The sequence below is a fragment of the Paractinoplanes globisporus DSM 43857 genome (assembly GCF_000379645.1).
GTDB classification, from domain to species: Bacteria; Actinomycetota; Actinomycetes; order Mycobacteriales; family Micromonosporaceae; genus Actinoplanes; species Actinoplanes globisporus.
In genome coordinates, this window is sequence record NZ_KB903296.1 from 1 (window position 1) to 20,868 (window position 20,868).

Below are 20,868 nucleotides of genomic sequence, written 5' to 3' on the forward strand. Positions count from 1 at the left end.
GGTGCGGCGCGGCGGGGGTGCGGCGCGCGCGGGGGTGCGGCGCGCGCGGCGGGTGGGTGCAGGGCGCGCGGCGGGGGGTGCGCGGGTGCAGGGCGCGGCAGGGTGCGGGGGGCGGGGTGCGCGGCAGGGGCGTGGGGCCAGCGGCAGGTGGGCGCGGGGCACGGCGTGCGCGGCGGAGAGTGGGGGAGCCGGCTGCAGGGCGCGGGGGCGCGGCCGGGGAGTGCGGGGGCGCGGCCGGGGCGCGGGGTGCTGGGTGCAGGGCGCGGTGCGCGGGCGGAGGCGCGAACGGAGGGCGCGGGCTGCGCCGCGCCCTCCGTTCGCGTGGTCAGCAGGGGCCGTTGTCGGCCCAGACGTCCCATTGGCCGCTGTGGGTGGCTGGGGACTCGTTTTGCGTCCACCACTTCGCGGTGTATTTGTGCCCGTTTTGACTTACCTGGTTGCCCCCGGTGTACACGGCTGTCGCGCTCCACGCGGGCACCGTGCAGGCGCCGCTCGTGGGGGGCGTCGTGGGCGTGGTGGTCGGGGTTGTGGTGGGCGGGGTCGCGCCGGCGAAGCGGGCCGTGAACTTCGTGAACTCCCAGGGGGTTTGGGGCACGCTGCTGCACGTACCGGATGTGGTGCTTTGGTTGGGGTCTGAACATTGGCGGTCGCGATTGACTGACCAATACGTGTAGCGCGCCAGTTTGTGACTGGTCGCGTAGTCGAGCGTGGTCTGGAAGTCGGCCTGCCGGAAGTACTCGCCGGCGTCGCTGCGGCCGTTCATCTGCGAGACGCCCTCGTGCGCGTACGCGGTGGCGCTGTCCCAGCCGAAGGTGTTCATCAGGAGCGTGTGGAACTGCTCGAGCGCGGCCACCTGCGAGCTCGCGCCGTTGAAGCCGCCGTCGAACGGCATGATCGAGTAGTTGGCGGGCGTGAAGCCCTGCGACTTCGCCTCCAGCAGCATCTGCGTGCCGAACCAGCCGGTGCCGGCCGCCGTGCCCGCCGTCGTGATCGACACGTACAGGCCGGGGTTGTTCCGCTGGAGGATCCGGGCGGCGCCGACCTCGTTGTGCACGGCCGCGGTGTTCTCGTACTCGGGCTCCTCCAGGTCGAAGTCGATCGCCTTGAGCCCGTACTTCGTGACGACCTGCTGGTACTCGGCCGCGGTCGCCTCCGGGGAGCCGCAGGTCTGGCCGAGCTTCGTGCCGCCGTACCCGCCGATCGAGACGCTGACGTCGCCGCCGTTGGCCCGGATCCGGCTGATCATCGCGGCCGCGTCGGTGTCGCCGGAGACCGCCCGGGTGCCGTCCCAGGTCGGGCTGCACCCGCCGCCGTTCGGCGCCAGGATGAACGCCAGCTGGAACGCCTTCTGCCCGGTCGCGTTCATGACCTCGACGGGGTCGGGCGGGCTGTTGTCGAACGGCATCAGGTACGGGGCGGACGCGTACCAGTTGCTGGTGAGGGTCGCGGCGTCGGCCTGAGTGGCCACGGCGACACCGGCGGCGGCGAGCGCGAGCGCGCCGGCCCCGGCGATGAGCAGCCTCTTCATGAGACCTCCAGGGGGATGGGGGAGACCGGAGGAAAACCTTTAACAAAGTTTCATAATCTTCTCGCCCCGGCACCCATGACAAATGTCATGGGTGAGAGATCCCCGTCGATCGATCGGGCGGCGGATGTATCCACCGGGCTCGACGCGGCCCTTGAGGGAGTGTCATCGAAAGGAACTGCCATGCGAACCCGTCACTCGCTCACCGCCGCCGTCATCGCCCTCATTGCCATCGTCGTGGGCATCGTCATCACCCTGCTGATGGGGAGCGGGCCCAACGCGCATGCGGACGAGCCCGGAGCGGCGCCCAGCATCGTCGAGCCCTCGCCGCCGACCGCCCGGGAACCGGCGCCCGGGACGAGCGGCCGAAAGGCAAGCGCCGGCCCGGCGCGCACGCATCAGAAAGCGAGCACGAAAGCCAGCACGAAAGCCAGCACGAAAGCCAGCACCAAAGCCAGCACGAAAGCCAGCACGAAAGCCAGCACCAAAGCCAGCACGAAAGCCGGCACGAAAGCCGGCACGGGGCCGTCGAAGGCCGTCGTCACGACGGTTCCGGTTGCGGCACCGCCCCAAGCGCCGAGGCTCGGGCCGGCCACGGTGCCGGCCGGTGCCGAGTATGCCCTCTCCGCCGACGGGCAGGCGTTCACCATGACGCAGAGCTCGCTCGAGTCCGGCACCGACGTCGGCTGGCTCAGCCGCAGCCGGACGACCACGATTCCGGTCTCCGGCGACGCCAGTCTCGTGCTCGCTGTCCAGGGCTACGCGTTCGCCGACACCGGCGCCACGGCCGTGCTCACGGTCACCGTGAACGACCACTCCTGGACCCGGAGTTTCCGCGCCGGCACCGACCGGACGTACACCGAAGGCATCGACGTGCCCCTCCGCAATGTGCACTCGTGCCGCATCACGCTGAAGGTCGAGGTGTTGGGCGGCGATGGATATCTGAACGTCAGCGTGATCGATGGTCAGCTCAGTTGATCTGAGGGATGGTGCTGGACACAAAATCGGTGCAGACTCCCATGCCAAGATCGGCCCCCGGCGATGTCTCGCTGCGGGCCGGTCTTTCCTGAGGGGAGGCAGCCCGAGTGGGCGGAGAAAGGTTCAACAGACGGTTCACGGCGATTGCCGGGATCGGTGTCCTTCTTGGTGCGATGGGCGTGGTGAGCGCCTCATCCGGAGCGGTGGCCGCCCCGAGCGCGCGGCAGGACTTCGCGCCGGTGCCGGCCGGTTCGAAGATCACGCAGGTGCCGCTGGGCATGCGGAACAAGCCGGTGACCGTGATGGTGCAGCTCGCCGACCAGCCGGTCGCCGCGGCCGACGCGGCGGCCGCGCAGCCGCTCACGGCCACGCAGAAGAACCAGCGGCGCGACAAGCTGCGGCAGGAGCAGGCGCCGGTCGAGCAGAGGGCGCGCCAGCTCGGCGGCACCGTGCTCGGCACGTACCAGCACGCGTACAACGGCATCAAGGTGCGGGTCAACGCCGGCCAGCTGGACGCGCTCGCCGCGGCCCCGGGCGTGGTCAGCGTGCACGCGCTGCAGACCGTCAAACCGGACAACACCAAGGGCGTGCCGATGATCGGCGCCCCGACCGTGTGGAACACGCCGGACAAGTACCGCGGTGAGGGCATCAAGGTCGCCGTCATCGACACCGGCATCGACTACACGCACGCCGACTTCGGCGGGCCGGGCACCACCGCCGCCTACGAGACCGCGCACGCCGCCGAGACCGCCCCGGCCGACAAGTCCCTGTTCGGGCCGAAGGCGCCCAAGGTCAAGGGCGGCATCGACCTGGTCGGCGACAGCTACAACTCCGACCCGAACAGCGCGGACTACCAGCCGGTGCCGCACCCCGACTCGAACCCGCTGGACTGCAACGGTCACGGCTCGCACGTCGGCGGCACGATCGCCGGCTACGGCGTGCTGGCCAACGGTAAGACCTACACCGGCTCGTACGGTAAGACCACGGTCAGCGGCAACTCCTGGCTCGTCGGCCCGGGCGTCGCGCCGAAGGCCGACCTGTACGCGGTGCGCGTCTTCGGCTGCGAGGGCTCGACCGACATGACGGTGGACGCCATCGAGTGGGCCGTCGCCAACGACATGGACGTCATCAACATGTCGCTGGGCTCGCCGTTCGGCACCGCCGACGCGCCCGAGTCGGTCGCCGCGGACAACGCCGCCAAGGACGGTGTCATCGTGGTCGCCTCGGCCGGCAACTCCGGCGCCGCCCCGTACATCGTCGGCAGCCCCTCCACGGCGACCAGCACGATCAGCGTCGCCGCCAACGACCCGACCCCGTCCTTCCCGGGCGCCCACCTCTCGATCGGCGTCGACGCGGTCAACGCCAACGGCGCCACCTTCGCCGACGGCACCTCGCTGCCGCTCAAGGTGGTCGGCAACGGCGCCGGCGGCATCTCGCTCGGCTGCAGCACCGCCGACTTCACCGCGGCCGGCGTGCAGGGCGCGATCGCCGTCGTGGCCCGTGGCACCTGTGCCCGGGTGGCCAAGGCGATCTACGGCCAGGCGGCCGGCGCCGCCGCGGTCATCCAGGTCAACTCCGACGGCACCTACCCGCCGTTCGAGGGCGCGATCACCAGCAACCCGGACACCGGCGAGCCGGCGAACGTCACCATCCCGTTCCTCGGCGTGCCGAACACCTCGGCCGCGGCGCTGGTCGCGGCAAATGGCCAGACCATCACGCTGACCAACGCACCGCTCACCAACCCGAGCTACACCGCCACCGCCAGCTTCTCCTCCGGCGGCGCGCGGGTCGGGGACAGCTGGCTCAAGCCGGACGTCACCGCGCCCGGCGTGAGCATCTCCTCGGTCGGCGTGGGCTCCGGCACCGGCGCGGTGGTGGAGTCCGGCACGTCGATGGCCGCGCCGCACACCGCCGGTGAGGCCGCGCTGGTCAAGCAGGCACACCGGGACTGGCGGAAGGTCTCGTACTGGAAGGCCGCGATCGTCAACACCGCCAACCCGGGCGGGGTCGCCGGTTACAGCACGCGGCTCGACGGCTCCGGCCTCATCCAGGCGCCGGGCGCGGTCGACACCCAGGTCATCGCTCTCGGCGACGGCGGGACGGCGACGCTCAACTACGGCTTCGCCGAGCTCGACCGCGACTACACCAAGACCAAGGTCATCAAGGTCAAGAACTTCGCGCGTACGAGTCAGACCTTCAGCATTTCCGTTGGTCAGACCGCCGGCAGCCCGCACAAGGCCAAACTTTCCCGTACGCGGGTGACGGTGCCCGGCCGCGGCGAGGCTCAGGTGGCGGTCACCCTGTCGGTGCCGGCGGCGACGGCCGGCGACTCCGCACAGTTCCAGGACGTCTCCGGCCTGGTGACGTTCACGCCGGTCTCTCGTTCCGGCGTCGCTCTGCGCGTTCCGTACTACCTCGTGCCGCAGTCGGTTTCGAACATCGACGCGTACGTGGACACGAACGCGCTGCGCTGGAAGGGCTCGGCCACCGCGACGGTCACCAACCGGCACGGCATCGTCCCCGGCCTGGCCGACTGGTACGCGTGGGGCCTGTCCGACGGCCGGGACGCGGCAACCGGCGCGGCCGACCTGCGGGCCGTCGGCGTGCAGAGCCTCCCGGCCGACGGCGCGATCGCGTTCGCGGTCAGCACGCACAACCGTTTGTCCAATGCCGCCCGCAATGAGTTCGACATCTACGTCGACGTCAACGGGGACGGCACGGACGACTACGACGTCGTGGGCGTCGACTACGGCCTGCTCACCACCGGCGACCTCACCGGTCAGCTGGTCACGGCGGTGTTCGACCTGCGCACCGGCGACGGCACGCTGGAGTTCTTCGCCGACGCGCCGTACGACAGCAGCACGCTCGTGCTGCCGGTGCTGACCTCCCAGCTGTGCGCCGAGGGGTCGCCCTGCCTGTCGGCGGACAACCCGCGGCTGACCTACCACGCGGCCAGCTTCGGCGTCATCGACGGCAACAACGACGAGATCGCGGGCACGGCGTCCTTCAACGCCTTCACCCCGTCCCTCACCACCGGCTTCGCCGGCGAGGTGGCCCCCAACAAGGCGGTCTCCGAGAAGGTGTCGCTCGACAAGGCCGAGTTCGCGAAGACCCCGGCCAAGGGTTGGATGGTCGTCAGCCACGGCAACGCGAGCCGCGACGAGGCGCAGCTCATATCGGTCAGCTCACACTGACCCTTTGATGGGGAGAGAGCTACGGTTCGGATCATGCCTGTAGCTCTCTCCCTGCTCGATCTAGCGCCCATGCGGCGCGGCCAGTCCGCGCGGGACAGCTTCGCGGCCTCGGTCGAGCTGGCCCGCGCGGCCGAACGCGCCGGATTCCACCGCGTCTGGTACGCCGAGCACCACAACATGCCGACGATCGCCTCCTCGGCGACCAGCGTGCTCATCGGCCACATCGCCGACCGGACCGACTCGATCCGGCTCGGCGCCGGCGGCGTCATGCTGCCCAACCACTCGCCGCTGGTGATCGCCGAGCAGTTCGGCACGCTCGCGGCGCTGCACCCCGGCCGCATCGACCTCGGCCTCGGCCGCGCGCCCGGCAGCGACCAGAACACGATGCTCGCGCTACGCCGCAACCCCGCGTCCGCCGACACCTTCCCCGACGACGTGCTCGAGCTGCAGGGCTACCTGACCGGGCACACCCGGGTGCCGGGCGTGCAGGCGGTCCCGCGCGCCGACGAGGACGTCCCGCTCTACATCCTCGGCTCCTCGCTGTTCGGCGCCCAGCTCGCCGCCCGGCTCGGCCTGCCCTACGCCTTCGCCTCGCACTTCGCGCCCGACGCCCTGCATCAGGCGACGGAGATCTACCGCGAAACCTTCCGGCCATCCGGGCAGCTTTCCCAGCCGTACGTGATAGCGGGTGTGAATGTTTTTGCGGCCGACGACCACGACCGTGCCGCCGAGCAGATGAAGGTCGCCTACCGCTCCCGCACCCGCGCCTTCCTGACCCGCGGCCCGCTGGGCGGCAACTTCACCGACGCCGAGATCGACGAGTTCCTGGCCTCCCCGAACGGCTCCCAGCTGGCCTCGATGACCCGCTACACCGCGGCCGGCACCCCGGACGAGGTGCGCGACTACCTGACCGCCTTCGCCGCCGGCTGCCGGGCCGACGAGCTCATCACCACCCACCAGGCCCTCGACCCGGCCGACCGCATTCACTCGATCGAGCTCACCGGCAAGACGATGGCGGACGGCTAGCGGCCGGCTCGACCCACGAGCCGGGTCACGACGTTCACCAGAGCCTCCCCGGACGGCAGCGGACGACCGTCCGGACGGCCGGCCGCGTATTCGGCGAGCGCCTCGGCGATCAGGTCGCTCGCCGACTGCCGGTCGCCGTCGGCGGAGGCCAGCACCGCCGGCGTGACCGAACAGTTGGCCGCGCCCGGCAGATCGTCCGCGGCGCGGTAGGTCGCTCGCAACGCCCGCATGTCCGCGCGGACGGCCGCGGGCGCCGGACGGCCACCGAGCAGCGCGGCCAGGGCCCGCAGCAGTGCTCGATGTTGCCGGACGAGGGCGCGCCGATTCCCGTTGCGAACCAGTCGCTCGGCCCTGCCACCCGCCCCGGCGGCCGCGCGACAGAGCGGCACGATCGCCGGCCAGAGGGCGCGCGGTGAGACCGAGGCGAGCTGCTCGAGGATCCGGAGGGAGGTCTGCTGCAGAAGCCGGTAGGCGTCTCCGCCTTCCTCCGGCTGACGACGCCCGCCGCGGGTGGCGATCAACACCTGGAGCGAACGGGTGTACGCCTCGGAGAGATCACGCACGACGCGGCCGGTGCCGTTGCGCCGGACAGCACGTCCACGTGCCAGATCACCCAGCCGCAGCAAGCAATGCAGCCGGGTCGAGGCATCGTCCGCCGCGTTCCCCACCGCGCGGAAGATGCGGGCGGCCCGATCCCGGTCGTCGCCGCGGGCACGGCTGTAGAGCAGCTCCGCGAGCCGAAGCCGTGCATCCGGGAGCTTCTCCGTCATCGCGATGGCGGTGTCGAGGTCACCGAGGTCGGCCAGCAGCCACGCCCACGACTCGGCGAGGTGTGCGGGCGAATGCCGCGAACGCAGGCGCTTCTCCCATGCGGCGAAGCGTTCCCGGAAACCGTCGCCGCCGAGAGCGGCCGACGGCCAGGGCGGCGGACCGGGCGAACCCAGGAGCTGGCGCAGCGCCGGAACGGCGACGCCCTCCACCACGGCGATGTCGTGGTCGCGGACCTCGTCGGGAATCAGGGCCGGACAGCACCACGTCGCCGTGGTCCGGGCGGCCGCCGCCAGCAGCGGCCGGTAGACGTCGGGGTCGCCGTCCGAGTATCCGGTGATCAGCAGCTCGGTCGCGGCTCCCAGCCCTTCGACGGCGGCGGCACGCTCGGCGGTCAGCTGGCCGAGCTCCTCGATGTCGACCACGACTACGTCGGCAAGAGTCGCCTGCTCGCGGTCGAGCCCGCCGTGGACCTTGAGCAGGGCGGCCGGACGGCCCTCGCGGAGCCAGACCGTGAACTCCTCCTGGCTGGACACCGTGCGCAGCTCCGGCGCGCCGGCCGGGCAGAGCGCTCGCCAAGCCGGCAAGGCGTCGTGATACGCCTTCGGTGCGCCGGCCGGCACGTCCACGGTTCCGCGGATCAGGTCGTACGCGAGCTCGACACCGATATCGAAGTTGACCGTCACGTGGGTGCCCCCGCGCAGCAGGTGCAGGGCCGACAGGAGGTGGGCTTCGTTGGGCACCTCGATCCGCAGGGCGAAGACACAATCCAGGGCGTCCGGCCCGATCGTCCCCCAGAGGCGGCCGAGAACCACCTCGAGCTTGTACGCCTCGCCGCGCAGCCGATCGAGCTGGTCGTCCGTGACCAAGGGCCCCAGCGCGTCCCGCGCCGCCGAGTGCATGGTCTGCAGCACAGCGTCGCGGAGAGCGAAGCCGCGTGGCAGTGCCGCCGGTTCGTCACCGCTGATTCCCGCCCCGGTGAAGACCGCGGAGGCCGCGGCGGTCACACCGGTGGTTCGGAGGCGGCGCGCCAGATTTCCTCGAACTGGTCCAGCCAGTAGAAGTACCAGGCGCCATCCTCCTTCGTCAGGTGGATGTGCATGCGGGAGCGGATGGCGTCGTTGCGGAAGCCGTGGAACTCGACGTTCGCGTACCCGCCGGCGCTGTGTGGGTTGACCGCGACGATGCTGAAGCCGGGGTTGACGGCCAGGTCGTGCCAGGCGTAGGTGCCGTTGACCTGCCAGTTTTCCATGGCCTTGAGGCGGTTTCTCGTCTCGCGGAGCGAGTCGGCGGCGGCCTGGACGGGGTAGTCGAGCAGGGCGTCCAGCTGCTCGGAGATGGCGTCGCCGGGCTCGAACTGCTTGAGGACCACGATGCGGACGTTGCCGGTGGCCTTCGACAGCGGGCCGCTGCGCAGGACGCCGCAGCGCTCCTCGTTGAGGAAGTTCGATCCGACCGGGGCGAAGATCCAGACGTCCTTGGCGTTGCGCAGGTCCTCGGTGACCGGGTTGCGGTCGTAGTCGCTGCGGTCGAGGAAGCGGTCCTCACGGTGGTAGGCGAACGCGGCCCGCAACAGCAGGAACCCCAGGCCGGCGAAGAGCAGCGACCACCGTAGGCTCTGGGGCAGGTCGGCGCCCACGAGCAGCAGGATGGCAAAGACCAGCGCGACCGCGGTGGTCGCGTAAAGGTCGATGTAACGCCCGCGCTGGAGGTCCTGTTTTATTTGTCTGAGACGTCGCCGCACGCGCCCACTATGCCGTCCACAGCGGAGTTACGCTACGTACTCTTTCCGGGACGCCACCACCTGCTGACCCGCTTCCAGGCCGAACACCTGCGCCGGATTGCCGGGAACGCCACGATCGTGTGGGCGGTCACCTCGGCCAACCACGAGAACACCCGGCGCAACCCGGTCCCGTACCACCGCCGGGAGGCCGCGATCGAGCGGCTCAGCGCGACGACCGGCCTGCGCTCGCTGGTCGTGCCGGTCTTCGACACCGCGCCGACGGACGCCTTCGCCGAGGTCACCCTCAAGACGATCGCGGTCGCCACCGGCCTCGACCTCACCCCGGCCGACACGCTGCTCGCCTGCTCGACCCCGCAGGTCGCGAAACTCTACGAGCGGCTGGGCTTCGCCGTGGACGAGGTCGAGGCCGCGTACGAGCCGCCGCCCGAGCGGCCCTGGGACGTACTCCTGCGGCTGGCCGCGGGCGACGAGACGTGGCGCGAGCTTGCCCACCCGGCCACGATCGACGTGTTCGAGCGGTACGGCCTGGTCGAGTCGGTGCGTGCGGTCGTCAACGATCCGCTGATCGGCGACGAGGGCGGCCTCACCACCACCCGCGACTACCGCACGTACGTGGAGGCGTTCGCGGAAGCCGCCGAGCGTAAGTGGGCCGCGGTCCGGCGGTACGTCGAGCCGGGCCGGATCGTCGACATCGGCTGCGGCGCCGGCTCGCTGCTGGAGCTGGCCGACCGGGAACCGGGCCTGCACGAGAGCGACCTGATCGGCGTCGAGGCGGCGCGCCACCTCTACCAGGAGTGCCTGCACAAGAAGGACCAGGGCGTCTTCCGCAACGCCAACGTCTACTTCTACCGGCGCAACGTGCTGCTCGGCGCGATCTTCAAGGAGAGATCGGTCGACACCACGCTGACCTTCGCGCTGACCCACGAGATCTGGTCGTACGGCGACGGGCGCGCCGACGTGCTCAAGTTCGCCCGGCGCATCCACGATCACACCGTCCCCGGCGGCGTCTGGATCAACAGCGACGTCTGCGGCCCCGACGACCGCGAGCGCATGGTCCTGCTGAGCCTCACCGGCGACGACGGCGACAATCCGGCCGAGCCCCGGAGAGATCTCGCGGACAAAGAGCCGGCCGAGGTCAACGCGTACGTCGGAAGCCTGTCGACGAGGGCGCGGCTCGACCAGTTCGCGGCCGACTTTGCGTTCCCGTTCGCTCATCAGAGCGTCTCGAAAAACACGGTGCGCCTCTCGCTGGGCAACGCGATGGACTACCTGACCCGCAAGGACTACGTCGACAACTGGCTCTCCGAGACGAGGGAGCAGTTCTGCGGCCTGAGCTTCGCCGACTGGACCGCCCTGCTCACCGAGGGCGGGTTCGACCTCGACCCGGCCTCCACCCCGATCCGCAACGACTGGCTGATCGCCAATCGCATCGCCCCGGTCGCCACCCTCACCGACCTCGACGGCAACCCCCTCGACTGGCCGACCACCCACCTGCTCGCGGTCGCCCGACGTCCCAGGACCGTCAGAGTTTCCTTAGAGGAGTCTCAATTCAGCCGGGAACCATAGGGTTCGTCCCTACACTCCCTGCCTCGTGAATGTTGGTACCGCTCTCCTCGCGGCATCGGTCCTGATCGTCGCGTCTCCGGTGGCCGCGCACGCGCAGGACGCCGCCGCGAGCGCGACCGATCGCGACTTCGTGCGCCGCGTGCACCTGGCCGCTCTCGGGGTCACCCCGGCCAGCGCTCTCGCCCGCGACATGGGCGCGAGCGCCGCCGTCAAGACCCTCGCCGCCCAGGCCGGCGCTCAGGCCGCCGAGCTCGACAAGCTGGCCGGCACGACCGCGGCCGGGCTGAAGGTCGCGCTGTCCGGCCCGCTGCCCGCCGACGAGCAGTCCGCGCTGGCGACGCTGCAGAAGCACAGCGGCTCGGTGTTCGACGCGCAGTTCGTCGACTTTCTCTGGACGGTCGACAGCACGCTGCTGCCGATCGCGACGACCGTCCACGCGACCACCCGCAACACCGCCGTCCGCACGCTCGCCGAACGGGCCGACGCGGTGATCGCCGCCCAGCTGCCGCTGCTGGAGAAGTCGGGCCTGCTGCACATGCCGGTGATGCCGTCGGCGCCGGCCTCGGCCACCCCCCGCCTTCCCGGCGGGGTGCCCTTCAACCAGGGCCTGGTGGCTCAGACCCGCTACGGTGGTGGGTTCCTCTCCGCGAGTTTGCCCGTACGCCTCGGAGTGCTCGTGACCGCCGTCGGGGTGGCTACCGCGCTGACGTGGCGGCTACGAGCGCGGCCGGTGCGGTCGCGGCGGCGGCGCTCGGGCGCAGAGCGGGCACCCGCCGAAGCGCTGCCGCCAGCCCGCCGCTGAGCAGGACGAACACCGTGCCGAGCAGCACCACGGCCGGCCACGAACCCAGCGACCAGGCGGCGCCGGACAGGCTCCCGAAGATCGACGAGCCGGCGTAGTAGGCGAACAGGTAGAGCGACGCCGCCTGCCCGGCCGGGACCCCGCCCAGGTGGGCGCGCACCGGCACCCAGCCGCTGGCGAGGCCGTGCACGCAGAAGAATCCGGCGGTCAGCACGGCCATCCCGGCGATCACGAACGGCAGCCGGTCGGGGAGGGTGATGAGCAGGCCCGCCCCCATGAGCAGGCAGCCGAACGGCAGCACCCCGCGGCGGCCGTACCGGTCGGCGAGCCGCCCGGAGAGCGCGGAGCTGACCGTGCCGACCGGGTAGACCAGGAAGATCGCGCCGGCCGCCGCCGCTCCGAGCCCGAACGGCGCTCCGGTCAGCCGGAACCCGATGGCGTTCTGGACCGCGACGAACGCCCCCATCGCGCACGCTCCGATCCCGTACAGGATGAGAAGTGCGGGGTCGGTGAGCGCGCGGCGAGTCACCGCGGCCTGGGGCCGCGCCACGAAGTTGCGCGAGGTGGGCAGGAGGGCGGCCACGATGCCGGCGCAGGCCAGGCCGACCAGGGCGACCGCGGCCAGAGCCCACCGCCAACCGAACGCCTCGGCGACCGGGCCCGTGATCAGCCGACCGGCCATCCCGCCCAGCGCGGTGCCGCCGATGTAGAGCCCGGCGGCCCGGGCGTGCGTGCTCGCGTGAAGCTCCTCCCGCAGGTAGGCGGTGGCGACCGCCGGCAGCCCGGCGAGCGTGACGCCCTGCAGCAGGCGCAGGCCGAGCAGCGCGTGCCAGCCCGGCGCGACCGCGCAGGCGAGCCCGACCACCGCCGAGAGGGTGAGCGAGAGGTGGATCAGGCGGGTGCGGCCGGTGCGCTCGGAGAGCGGCCCGGTGATCAGCAGAGCCGCCCCGAGGCCGATCGTGGTCAGCGACAGCGACCAGGCGCTCTGCGCGGGCGTCACGCCGAACGCGGCGGAGAGCTCGGGCAGCAGCGCCTGGGTGCTGTAGAGCAGGGCGAACGTCGCGACACCCGCGGCGAACAGGGCGAGCACGACGCGGCGGTAGCCGGGCTCACCGGTGCGATATCCGGTCACCCCGGTGACGATCCGCGCGGGTCAGGCATGCGTCCAATGCATGCGGACCATGTTTCCGATACGCCGAGTGTATGATCGCAGGCGATGCAGATCGAGGATCTCCGGAGTTTGCTCGCGCTCGGTGAGCATCGCCACGTCACCGAGGCCGCGGCCGCGCTCGGCACGAGCCAGCCGACCCTGTCGCGGCTGCTGTCGCGGGTCGAGGCCGAGCTCGGCGCCCGGCTGTTCGAGCGCGACGCCAGGGGCGCTCATCCCAACCCCCTCGGCGAGGTGACGCTGGCCGCGGCCCGCGACATCGTCGACCGGTACGACCGGCTGCGGCGCGACCTGGCCGGTCTGCTCGATCCCGAGTCGGGCACGGTCCGGCTCGCCTTCCTCGACTCGATGGCCACCTCGCTGGTGCCGCGCATCCTGCACGACGTGCGGGCGCGGGCGCCGCACATGCGGATCGAGCTGCGCCAGGAGCCGACTCACGAGATGATGCGGGACCTGGCCTCCGGCGTGAGCGAGCTCGCGCTCATCCACGGGCCGCCGCCGGCCGGGGCGTACGGATGGATGGCCTTGCAAAGACAGGCGCTGGTGCTGATCGTCCCGCCCGGGCACCGGCTGGCTTCCCGGAGTCGCGCCCGGCTCGCCGACCTGGCGGGGGAGGACTTCGTGACGATCCCGCCGGGGTTCGGCTTCCGGGTGCTCGTCGACGACCTGTTCGCGGCGGCCGGGGTCGTGCCGCGCGTCGCCTTCGAGATCGGGGACCTCGCGACGGTCGAGGGCCTGGTCGGCGCCGGGCTGGGCGTGGCGCTGGTGCCCTCACAGTTCGCCGGCGCCTCCGGCACGATCGGGATACAGCTGACGGCGGCCGGGGCCGAGCGGGTGGTCGGCCTGACGTGGCGCACCGACCGCCCGCTCGGCCCGGCCGCTTCGCGCTTCCGAAGCTTCGTGGAGCTGGCGGGGCCTTACGACTAGCCCTTGATCCAGTTGATGATGTCCTCGTCGAGCTTGTCCTGGTAGTCGCCCTGGATGCCGTGCGGCGCGCCCTCGTACACCTTGAGGGTGCCGTCCTTGACCAGCTGGATCGACTTGTATGCGGAGTCGCCGATCGGCACGATCTGGTCGTCGTCGCCCTGCGCGATGAGGATCGGCACGGTCAGCGCCTTGAGGTCCTCGGTGAAGTCGGTCTCTGAGAACGCCTTCACGCAGTCGTACGCCGCGGCCAGGTTGACCAGCATGCCCTGGCGCCAGAAGTCGTCCTTGTCGCCCTGCGAGACGGCGCGGCCGTGGTTGGCGCCGAAGAAGCTCTCCGACAGGTCCTTCCAGAACTGCGAGCGGTCCTTGAGCACGCTCGCCCGGATGCCGTCGAACACCTCGATCGGCAGCCCGTCCGGGTTGGCGTCGGTCTTGAGCATGAGCGGCGGCACCGCGCCGGCCGTGACCACCCGGGACACCCGCTGCTGGTCCTGCCCGTACTGCGCCGCGTAGCGCACCACCTCGCCGCCGCCGGTCGAGTGTCCTACCAATACGACATCGCGCAGGTCCAACTCTTCGACCACCGCGGCCAGGTCCTTCGCGTACGTGTCCATGTCGTTGCCGTAGTACGTCTTCTCCGACCGCCCGTGCCCGCGCCGGTCGTGCGCGATGGCCCGGAACCCGGCGTCCGCGAACCTCTTGAGCTCGACCTGCCAGGCGTCCGAGCTGAGCGGCCACCCGTGGCTGAACACGACGGGCTGCCCCTGCCCCTGATCGGTGTAGTAGATCTGCACTCCGTCGGCTGTGGTGATGTACGGCATGGCTGTGTTCCCCCTTGCGCTGGTTTGCTGACAACAGCTGAGGTGCCCGGCCGCCGCCGCCCGCGAACCTGTTCGCGCCGCTCCTCACACTCTGCCCGGAACCCGTTTCGGCAGCTCACCCGTCGGGTCTTCCCCCACCCCTCCATGGACGCTACCCCCCATCCCCCGCCGCGCAGAACGTGACCGAGCCCACCACGCGCAACTTGCTGAAGAGGGTGCCGTTCCCTCCCACCGTCCGAGCGCGAGTAGCACGGCCACGAGGCGGTACAACGTTTGCGCGACGGCGCTGGTCTAACCTTCAAAGCCTCATATCGTACGATCCGACGAAGAGTCCCGTGGCGCCGCGAGCGACCTGATTGAATGGTCGCGCCTTTGCCGCCGGCGCCGGGCTGAGCTCGGCGGTCACCCACCCCCGAGGCACGCGCACCCGTGTTTTCGCCGCCGCCCCCGCGTGCCGCCGCCGCCCACCGCGCGCCCCGCGCGTCACCGCCCGCGTGCCGCCGGCTCCGCGTGCCGTCTCCGGGCCTCGCGCTAGGCGCTGCGTCGCGCGGGGAACACGTCACGCCTGGGGCTGCGGATGCCCACGGGTGACCTCGGCGAGGCGCTTTCCCGTGCCCGGGGGCCATCCCTCTGATTCATTCGGGTTTGCGGCGCAACCACCGATCTCAGCCCGGCGCGGGCGGCACAGGCGCGACCATGCACCAAGCTCGCTGACATGCCTCGTGGACTCGTCCCCGAGGCGTACGTTATAAGGCTTTTGTGATTGGCTCCTCCGCCGGGGTGGGCCGGCGGTCATCCCGAGCCGGACGCCTCAGCGGATTCGGATGGGCGCACTGACTCGGCCGAGCGTGCGGACTCGGCTGGGCGCACTGACTCGGCCCGACCGGGTGCCAGCACGATCAGGGCGACGCCTGCCGCGATCACCGCGGTGCCGGCGATCGTGCGGGCGTCCAGGCGTTCGCCGAGCAGCCACCAGCCGAGCAGGACGGCTACGACCGGGTTCACGAACGCGTAGGTGCCGGCGATCCGGGGCGCGACGTGGTCCAACAGCCAGGTGTATGCCGTGTAGGCCACTACGCTGCCGAAGACGATCAGGTAGCCGAGCGCGAGCAGCGAGCGTCCGGTCGCGTCGATCCGCCCGAGTTCGCCGGAGACGCCGGCCAGCAGACCGAGGATCGCGCCCGCGCTGACCATTTCGACGGCGCTCGCCAGCAGCGCGTGCGACGGGCGCGGTGCGTGCAGCGCGTAGACCGAGCCGAGACCCCAGCACATGGCGCCGCCGAGCGCGACGGCGATCGCCAGCGCGTCGCTCGCGCCTTCGGGCCGCACGAGGATCGCCACCCCGGCGATGCCGGCCACCAGCCCCGTCCCGATCGGCAGGGTGATTCGCTCGCGGTCGACCACCCGCCGGCCGATCACGATCCACAGCGGGATCGTGGCCAGGAACAGCGCCGTGGTTCCCGACGGCAGCGCCTGCTCGGCCCAGCAGGCGCCGCCCGTGCCCGCCGCCGGGAGCAGCAGCCCCTGGATCGCGCCGGCCCGCCATTCCCGGCCGTTCGGCATCCCCCAGCGGCGAGCGCGGCAGTAAGCGAACAGCAGTGCCCCGGCCACGAGGAACCGAACGGCGTTGAGCGTCAGCGGCGGCAGCCCCTCTAGTCCTACCTTCAGTCCTAAGTACGTCGAGCCCCAGACGACGTAGACGATCAGCAACGCTCCGATGGTCATACCAGTCTCTTTCCCCGCATCGCCCCTCCAATTCGTCGCGCCTGGTGACCGAGGCGACACGGCGGGGATGGGCGTTGAACGGGCGGGTGACTGTCCGCTGGGGAATGTTGTGGACCGGCCTCAGCTCATCCGTTGCCCCCACCGCAGATCGAAGGTGTCCCCGGCGCGGCGGGCCGCCATAGCATTTCGCAGCCGGGCCGCGAACTCCGGCGGAATGAACTCCCCGAGCGCGTCCTCGCTCTCGAAATGAACCGCCGATATCTCATCCCCATCGACGGTGATCTCGGCGATCCGCTCGGAGGTGAGCAAGCCCCCGTCAAAAATGAACGGCCACATCTCCATCCCGTCCGGATAAACGAGCCGATCCACGACAAGAAGCCGCCCCGCCTTGACGTCGAGCGAAATCTCCTCCCGAACCTCCCGCTCACAGGCCTCGCGCGGCGTCTCGCCCGCCTCCACCATCCCGCCCGGAATGTCGTGGCCGTCCTTATAGGTGGGCACGACGAGCAGAATGCGCTCCCGCTCATCGACAAAAAGCGCCCCCGCCGCCGCATAGGGACGAGCGACGTTCTCCAGCGACATCGTTTCCCCGCATTCGTCGTGCAAACCCACAAGATCAAAGGCCTTATAACGTACGCCTCGGGCACGAGTCCACGAGGCACGTCAGCGAGCTTGTTGCGTGGTCGCGCCCGTGCCGCCCGCGCCGGGCTGAGATCGGTGGTCGCGCTCCAAACCTGGATGAATCAGACCGATGTCCGATGAGGTAGCCCCCCGACTGCCGGTGCGCCCACGACGTAAGAGTGACGAGCTTCAGTGCGCCACGAACACTTTCCTCGCAAACTCGAGTAGGGCGCCGGCGACGAAGCGGAGTTTCTATGCGCCACGAACAGTTCCTCTTCAAGGTCCGCACGCGGCCGGATGCCGGCGGCACCGCATCGCCCGGGCACAGGGACCGGCGGTGTGCGGGGGCGGCGGTGTGCGGGGGCGGCGGTGCGCGAGGGCGGGGGTGCGCGAGGGCGGGGGTGCGCGAGGTGCGCGGGGGGCGGTGACGCGCGGAGGCGGTGACACGCGGACGGTGACGCGCGGGCACGGGCGGCGGCACGCGAGGGCTGGCGGTGAGGCCGGACGGTGACGCGCGGGCACGGGCGGCGGCACGCGAGGGCTGGCGGTGAGGCCGACGGTGACACGCGGGCACCGGCAGCGGCACGCGAGGGCTGGCGGTGAGGCCGGACGGTGACACGCGGGCAGCGACGCGCGGTGACACGCAGGGACGCGCGGTTGTTGGCGGCGGCAGGAGGGGCGGCGGCGAAACGCGGGTGCGGATGTTTCGGGGGTGGGTGACCACCGAGCTCAGCCCGGCGGGGGCGGCAAAGGCCGGACCGTGCACTCAGGTCGCTCGCGGCGCCACGGGACTCTTCGTCGAATCGTACGATATGAGGCTTTTGAGGGTGAAGCGCGAGTCAAGGAGACGACGGTGGGGGCGACGGGGGAAGGGGCGTGGATACGCTGGTCGCGGGGGTGGTTTTTGCGTATCCGGGTGCTTGGTGGGTTTGTTGTGGAGCGGGACGGGGTGCCTGTCCGCGACGGTGAGTGGCGGCTGCGTAAGGCTCGCACGGTGGTGAAGCTGCTGGCGTTGGCGGCTGATCAGCGGATGCACCGGGATGAAGTGCTGGAGTTGCTGTGGCCGGGGCGTGAGGTGACTTCGGCGGCCAACAACCTGCATCAGGTTTTGCATGTTGCTCGGCGGGTGCTGTCGGGGGACGGGGCGTCGGGTGAGTGGCTGAAGCTGCGGGACGACGTTGTGGTGTTGCACGCGGGCGGGCTCGTCGAGGTTGATGTGCTGGAGTTCGAGCGGCTGGCTCGGGAGGGGGACCTGGCGGGCGCCCTCGCGGTCTATGCCGGTGACCTGTTGCCCGAGGATCGGTTCGAGGAGTGGGCGGGGCGGCGACGGGAGGAGTTGCGGGCGACGTTCTGTGAGGTGCTTGTCGATCTCGCGGAGCGGGGCGAGCAGCCGGGTGATCTGCTGCAGCGGGCGTTGGCCATCGATTCGCGGCATGAGCGGGCCGTGCGGGGGCTGATGCGGCAGCTCGCGGCGGAGGGGCGGCGGACGGAGGCGCTGGCCCGTTATGAGCAGTTGCGCGATGACCTGCTCGGTGACTACGGGACCGATCCCGATCCGGAGACCCGGCGGCTCTATCGGGAGTTGCTCGCCGTGGAGAGGCCGGCCGAGAGCGCGCCGGCGCACAACCTCGGGGCGCCGCTGACCAGCTTTGTCGGGCGGGAGCGGGAGATCGCCGACGTGCATCGGCTGCTCGTGCGGGGTGGACTGCTGACGCTGACCGGCGTGGGCGGGGCGGGGAAGACGCGGCTGGCGGACGAGGCGGCGCGGCGGTTGATCGGGTCGGTGCTCGCCTATCCGGACGGGGTCTGGTTCGTCGATCTCGCGCGGGTGACCGATCCGCGGCTGGTCGCCGACACCGTGGCGGCGGCGCTCGGGCTCGAGCCGGCGGCCGGGTCCGATCCGGTGCGGACGCTGGTCGGACGGCTGGCCACCAGCACCGCGATGCTGATTCTCGACAACTGTGAGCACCTGCTGACGGCCTGCGCGGAGCTCGCGGTGGCGGTGCGGCGGGGGTGCCCGGGGGTGACGCTGCTGGCCACCAGCCGGGAGCCGCTGCACGTGCCGGGGGAGGTCACGTTCCGGGTGCCGTCGCTGGAGGTGCCGTTCGACACCGAGGGGCTGGCCCAGCTGTCGTCGGTGCGGCTGTTCGTGGACCGGGCGCGGGATGTGCGGCCCGACTTCGAGCTCGACGACGGCAACGCGGCCGCGGTCGCGGAGATCTGCCGGCGACTCGACGGGATTCCGCTCGCGCTGGAGCTGGCGGCGGCCCGGATGTCGCACCTGGAGCCGGCGGAGATCGCTTCGCGGCTCACCGAGGCGCTGTCGCTGCTGGGACGCCGGGGCGAGGTGACACGGCACGCGACGCTGCGGGCGGCGCTGGAGTGGAGTCACGAGCTGCTCTCCGACGACGAGCAGATTCTGCTGCGGCGGCTCTCCGTGTTCGCCGGGAGCTTCTCGCTGGCCGCAGCCGAGCAGGTCTGCGGGGAGCTGGACGTCCTCGACTGTCTCGGGCGGATCGTCGACAAGTCGCTCGTGCAGTTCGAGCGGGCCGGCGACAGCTCCCGCTACCGCCTGCTGGAGACGATCCGGCAGCTCGCGCGCGAGCGGCTGGTCGCGGCGGGGGAGGCCGACGAGTTCGAGGCCGAGCACTGCCGGCACTTCCTGCGGCTGGCCGTCGAGCAGGACCCGGACGGCACGCACGGCATCGTGGTGGAGCGGCCGCAGCTGCTCGACATCGACCACGACAACCTCCGCGCCGCCCTGACCTGGGCGGTGCGCCACGATCCGGAGCGGGCGCTGCTGCTCGGGGTGAGCCTGTGGCGGTACTGGCTCGCCCGCGGGCACTTCGTCGAGGGGACGGACTGGCTGGACCGGATCCTGGCGGTCGCGTCGCAGCCGTCGCCGGTGCGGGCGCGGGCGCTGTTCGCGCTGGCCGTGCTGCAGGGACGCCGGGGGACGGGGGAGCGGCTGCTCGCGCTGGGCGAGGCGGGGGTCGCGGACGCCGAGCGGTCGGGCACCCCGGCCGACCTGACCTGGGCGCGGCTCATGCAGGGGATGCTGCAGCTCGGCGTGGCGCCGGTCGACGAGATCGCGCTGTGGGGCCTGAAGGACGAGGACCCGCGCATCGCGGCCACCGCGCGCTGGCTGGCGGCGCTGGCCGCGTCGTTCCGCGAGGACGTGGGGCTGGCCCGGGAGTGGTTCGCCCGCTGCCTGGACTCGCTCCGCCTGGTCGATCCGAGCGCGGCGCCGTTCCTGCCCGCGGTGACGCTGTGCGTGCCGCTGGCGCCGGTCGCCGGGACGACGGTGCCGGTCTTCGAGGAGTCGTGGCTGCTGGGCCGGCGGGTGGGGGCGGTGCAGGGCCACGCGTACGCGTTGTCGGCCCTCGGCTACGTCCACCGGCTGGCGGGCGACCTCACCGACGCGCGCGAGACGGTGGAGAGCGCGGTCGAGGAGTTCGGGCGGATCGACGACGCCGCCGGGCTCGCCCACGCGCTCAACCACCTCGGCTGCGTCGAGCGGGACGCCGGCCTGTTCGAGGCGGCCGACAAGCACCTGCGGGAGGGCCTGCGCCTGCGCGAGCAGCTCGGCGACCGGCGCGCCGAGAACCTGAGCCTCGCCAACCTCGGCCTGCTCGCGGCCGCGGCCGGCGACGTCGCGGAGGGCCGCCGGTACGTGCGGACCGCCCTCGACCGCGGCCGGGCGGTCGACGACGGGCCGGGCGTCGGCGGCGCGCTGCTCAACCTCGCGGTGGTCGAGCTGTTCGCCGGCGACCGGCGCCGCGCGCAGGTCTTCGCGTCGCGGGCGGTCGAGGAGTTCGAGCCGCAGGGCTTCCTGCGGCTGGAGGCGTGGACGCGGCTGTTCGCGGTGTCGCTGGGCAGCCCGGGCGCCGAGGCCGCGCACGACCTGTTCCGCCGTCTTGGCTGCCGGATCGGGCTGGCCCGTGCTGAGGCGTTGCTAAGCGCTGCTAAGCCGGTGCGAAGGAGCCGTTCCTAGCGTCGGTGT

At 71.5% G+C, this 20,868-nt stretch carries 14 protein-coding genes; 7 read left to right on the plus strand and 7 right to left on the minus strand.

Annotation, left to right across the window (positions count from 1 at the left end):
* Positions 1-325: 325 nt before the first annotated feature.
* Positions 326-1,528, minus strand: coding sequence for a chitinase (locus A3CQ_RS64210; protein WP_020510678.1), 1,203 nt, complete (start codon positions 1,526-1,528; stop codon positions 326-328).
* A gap of 87 nt (positions 1,529-1,615) precedes the next feature.
* Between A3CQ_RS64210 and A3CQ_RS60605 the strand changes: the two genes are divergently transcribed.
* The 3 genes from A3CQ_RS60605 (at position 1,616) to A3CQ_RS0109430 (ending at position 6,723) form a co-directional block, all read left to right on the plus strand.
* A complete protein-coding gene (locus A3CQ_RS60605) occupies positions 1,616-2,503 on the plus strand; it encodes a hypothetical protein (protein WP_157295589.1) in 888 nt (295 codons plus the stop codon).
* Between the two features lie 182 nt (positions 2,504-2,685).
* Positions 2,686-5,697: a S8 family serine peptidase gene (locus tag A3CQ_RS52150; protein WP_169516267.1), complete on the plus strand. Its 3,012-nt coding sequence runs from the start codon at positions 2,686-2,688 to the stop codon at positions 5,695-5,697.
* Between the two features lie 33 nt (positions 5,698-5,730).
* A complete protein-coding gene (locus tag A3CQ_RS0109430) occupies positions 5,731-6,723 on the plus strand; it encodes an LLM class flavin-dependent oxidoreductase (protein WP_026205491.1) in 993 nt (330 codons plus the stop codon).
* Here the strand turns inward: A3CQ_RS0109430 and A3CQ_RS0109435 are convergent.
* Both A3CQ_RS0109435 and A3CQ_RS0109440 read right to left on the minus strand, forming a co-directional pair.
* Complete coding sequence (locus A3CQ_RS0109435; protein WP_020510684.1) at positions 6,720-8,498, minus strand: hypothetical protein; 1,779 nt, start codon at positions 8,496-8,498, stop codon at positions 6,720-6,722. The genes A3CQ_RS0109430 and A3CQ_RS0109435 overlap by 4 nt on opposite strands.
* Complete coding sequence (locus tag A3CQ_RS0109440) at positions 8,495-9,235, minus strand: hypothetical protein (RefSeq protein ID WP_020510685.1); 741 nt, start codon at positions 9,233-9,235, stop codon at positions 8,495-8,497. Before A3CQ_RS0109440 ends, A3CQ_RS0109435 begins: the two co-directional genes overlap by 4 nt.
* A 9-nt stretch (positions 9,236-9,244) precedes the next feature.
* Here A3CQ_RS0109440 and A3CQ_RS0109445 point away from each other — a divergent pair, with 9 nt between their 5' ends.
* On the plus strand, positions 9,245-10,801 hold the full coding sequence (locus A3CQ_RS0109445) for a class I SAM-dependent methyltransferase (protein ID WP_020510686.1): 1,557 nt from the start codon (positions 9,245-9,247) through the stop codon (positions 10,799-10,801).
* A 25-nt stretch (positions 10,802-10,826) separates the two neighbouring features.
* Positions 10,827-11,603 (plus strand): DUF4142 domain-containing protein, encoded by a 777-nt coding sequence (locus A3CQ_RS0109450; RefSeq protein WP_084698996.1) that lies wholly within the window; start codon positions 10,827-10,829, stop codon positions 11,601-11,603.
* Here the strand turns inward: A3CQ_RS0109450 and A3CQ_RS0109455 are convergent.
* Entirely contained in the window at positions 11,497-12,735 is a 1,239-nt protein-coding gene (locus A3CQ_RS0109455; protein WP_020510688.1) for an MFS transporter, read from the minus strand. The genes A3CQ_RS0109450 and A3CQ_RS0109455 overlap by 107 nt on opposite strands.
* Positions 12,736-12,819: 84 nt before the next feature.
* Between A3CQ_RS0109455 and A3CQ_RS0109460 the strand changes: the two genes are divergently transcribed.
* Complete coding sequence (locus tag A3CQ_RS0109460) at positions 12,820-13,698, plus strand: LysR family transcriptional regulator (protein WP_020510689.1); 879 nt, start codon at positions 12,820-12,822, stop codon at positions 13,696-13,698.
* Here A3CQ_RS0109460 and A3CQ_RS0109465 read toward each other — a convergent pair.
* The 3 genes from A3CQ_RS0109465 to A3CQ_RS0109475 all read right to left on the minus strand — a co-directional run bounded on the left by A3CQ_RS0109465 (position 13,695) and on the right by A3CQ_RS0109475 (position 16,826).
* On the minus strand, positions 13,695-14,519 hold the full coding sequence (locus A3CQ_RS0109465) for an alpha/beta fold hydrolase (RefSeq protein ID WP_020510690.1): 825 nt from the start codon (positions 14,517-14,519) through the stop codon (positions 13,695-13,697). The genes A3CQ_RS0109460 and A3CQ_RS0109465 overlap by 4 nt on opposite strands.
* Before the next feature lie 792 nt (positions 14,520-15,311).
* Positions 15,312-16,244 (minus strand): EamA family transporter, encoded by a 933-nt coding sequence (locus tag A3CQ_RS52155; RefSeq protein WP_020510691.1) that lies wholly within the window; start codon positions 16,242-16,244, stop codon positions 15,312-15,314.
* Between the two features lie 120 nt (positions 16,245-16,364).
* Positions 16,365-16,826, minus strand: a complete 462-nt coding sequence (locus A3CQ_RS0109475) for an NUDIX domain-containing protein (protein WP_020510692.1) — start codon at positions 16,824-16,826, stop codon at positions 16,365-16,367.
* 988 nt (positions 16,827-17,814) lie between these two features.
* Between A3CQ_RS0109475 and A3CQ_RS57210 the strand changes: the two genes are divergently transcribed.
* Entirely contained in the window at positions 17,815-20,859 is a 3,045-nt protein-coding gene (locus A3CQ_RS57210) for an ATP-binding protein (RefSeq protein WP_157295591.1), read from the plus strand.
* Positions 20,860-20,868 lie beyond the last annotated feature (9 nt).